Annotated in this window: 3 protein-coding genes and 1 pseudogene; 3 read left to right on the top strand and 1 reads right to left on the bottom strand. The window is 50.0% G+C overall.

The window, feature by feature from the left end:
- On the bottom strand, positions 1-236 hold a 236-nt coding region (locus ACTHS3_RS02365; protein ID WP_440367035.1), incomplete at its 3' end, for an FTR1 family protein.
- A 395-nt stretch (positions 237-631) separates the two neighbouring features.
- Here ACTHS3_RS02365 and ACTHS3_RS02360 point away from each other — a divergent pair.
- From ACTHS3_RS02360 to ACTHS3_RS02350, 3 genes and pseudogenes are all read left to right on the top strand, one after another.
- Complete coding sequence (locus tag ACTHS3_RS02360; RefSeq protein ID WP_070765511.1) at positions 632-1,807, top strand: cytochrome-c peroxidase; 1,176 nt, start codon at positions 632-634, stop codon at positions 1,805-1,807.
- A 138-nt stretch (positions 1,808-1,945) separates the two neighbouring features.
- Entirely contained in the window at positions 1,946-2,275 is a 330-nt protein-coding gene (locus ACTHS3_RS02355; RefSeq protein WP_094192864.1) for an FKBP-type peptidyl-prolyl cis-trans isomerase, read from the top strand.
- 125 nt (positions 2,276-2,400) lie between these two features.
- Positions 2,401-2,507 (top strand): annotated as a pseudogene (locus tag ACTHS3_RS02350) (BolA family protein); the annotation flags it as partial.

Here is a 2,507-nt window from a genome sequence, read left to right as displayed (position 1 = left end):
GCCACCAGGCCGATGACGCCGACCACCAATTCCTGTTCTTTTTGCGGAATCTCGCCCGTAACGGAATGAATGCCGTAACCGATACCCAAACACATGGCCGCAGCCAAAAACACGCCCAGCCAAACCTTCGGCATCAGCTCGCTGTGTCCCGACTGTTTCAAAAAACTGGCAACAATGCCGACGATCAGGGCGGCTTCGATGCCCTCGCGCAGCATAATCAAGAAAGCAATCAGCATAAAAAACTCTAAAGTGAAACGTTCATTTGTTAACGCATTTATAACGCTTTACGCTTAATAACGCAAATTATTTTCATTTTTTAATACCCCTATATTTATTAAGATTTTTTAAAAGAAAATAACGAACGTAATCAATAAAAACTAAAAGGCCGTCTGAATAAGGCCGTCTGAATTTTATTTTTTCAGACGGCCTTAATTTATCTAAGCAATTGTAAATAAATAATAAAAAAGTTCCATAGTATAAATTTCCCTATCAGTGATATTTTCAGAATTTATCAAATTTAAAAGGTTGATTTACAACAAAAATTAAAACCGCCTTATCTTTTATAGTTGGCATATTGCTGGTGCAATCAGCAATCCATGACATAACAAACGCATAACAAAGGAACCCTCCTATGCCACGTTTAAAACTCCACCAAATCGCTTTGGCTTTGGCCGTTTCTGCCGCGCTGACCGCCTGCGGCGAGAAAACGGCTCAAACAACCGAAACCCCTCAAGCGGCTTCTGCCGCGAGCACTGCCGATGCTGTCGCAAGCACCGCCGCCGTTTCAGCCCCTCAAAATTCCGCCGATGTTTCTGCCGAAGACAAAGCCCTGTTGGAACGCGCGCAAGCCGTGTTCAAACCTTTGCCTGATGCGGCCGAAATGCAAAAAATCCGTCCGTTTACCGAAGAGCAGGTCAAACTCGGCCAACAACTTTGGTACGAAACCCGCCTGTCCAAAGGTAACACTGTCAGCTGTAACTCCTGCCACAACTTGGCAACGGCCGGCGTGGACAACATGCCGACCAGCGCGGGCCACAAAAGCCAATTCGGCGCCCGTAACCCCCCGACTGCCCTGAATGCCGCCTTGTTGGGCAGCCAATTCTGGGATGGCCGTGCCGCCGATGTGGAAGAACAAGCCGGCGGCCCATTGCTCAACCCGGTTGAAATGGCCAACGCGACCGAAGCCGATGCCGCCGCCAAAATCGCCGGCATTCCCGAATACCAAGAGAAATTCAAAGCCGCATTCCCTGAAGACGGCGCGGTTTCCTTCAAAAACATCACCGCCGCATTGGGCGCATTTGAACGCACCCTGCTGACCCCGACCCGTTGGGACGACTACCTCAAAGGCAACGTATCGGCCCTGAGCGAACAAGAACGCAAAGGCGTACGCGCATTTATGGACAACGGCTGTATGTCCTGCCACAGTGGTGTCAACTTGGGCGGTACCATGTTCCAAAAATTCGGTTTGGTGGACGGTCCTTACTGGAAACACATCGACGATCCTAAACACGACAAAGGCCGTGCGGACGTAACCAAAAAAGCCGAAGACGAATTCTTCTTCCGCGTTCCCGGCTTGAGAAACGTTGAGCGCACCTACCCATACTTCCACAACGGCAGCGTTTGGGAACTGGATAAAGCCGTCAACATCATGGCGAAAGCGCAATTGGGTAAAACCCTGGCTCCGGAAGACACTGAAAACATCGTTGCCTTCTTGAAAGCCCTCTCCGGCAATGTTCCGGAGTCTGCCCGAACCATGCCTGAGCTGCCCATCTCCCACGATGTCAAATCCCAACCTGACAACAAATAAGGGTTAGCATAAAACAAGGCCGTCTGAAAATCCGTTTCAGACGGCCTTTTTGTTGCCGGCCATATGGGCGCCTTTGTTTCACGATTCCACACAATATGGTAATCTTGAGCCGATTTTCACCATACATCCGAAAGGAACATCATGAGCCTGATTATTGAAGACTTGCAAGAAGGCCACGGCAAAGAAGCCGTCAAAGGCAAAGAAATCACCGTACATTACACCGGCTGGTTGGAAGACGGTACCAAATTCGACTCCAGCCTCGACCGCCGTCAACCGCTGACCATCACCCTGGGCGTCGGCCAAGTGATTAAAGGTTGGGACGAAGGCTTCGGCGGCATGAAAGAAGGCGGCAAACGCAAGCTGACCATTCCTTCCGAAATGGGCTACGGCGCACACGGTGCCGGCGGCGTGATTCCTCCGCACGCGACTTTGATTTTTGAAGTCGAGCTGCTGAAAGTGTACGAATAAGCATTTGACGCTTCCAAAGGTCGAGGCCGTCTGAAACCCGAAGTTTGGTTTTTCAGACGGCCTGTTTTTATCAAGATTCGGTATAATGCCTGTTTTACAAACAAACCATTTCCCAAGGAACCCTCATGCTTTTACCCGAACAAGTCAAAACCCTGATTGAAGGCGTTACCCCTTGCGAACACGTCGAAGTCGAAGGCGACGGCCATCACTTCTTCGCCGTAATCGTTTCCTC

Source organism: Neisseria sp. P0009.S007, assembly GCF_051962515.1.
This window is presented reverse-complemented; position numbering and strand designations above follow the sequence as displayed.

Coding starts and splice junctions, on each gene's coding strand:
- ACTHS3_RS02360 (WP_070765511.1), top strand. CDS start 632: ATGCCACGTTTAAAACTCCACCAAATCGCTTTGGCTTTGGCCGTTTCT.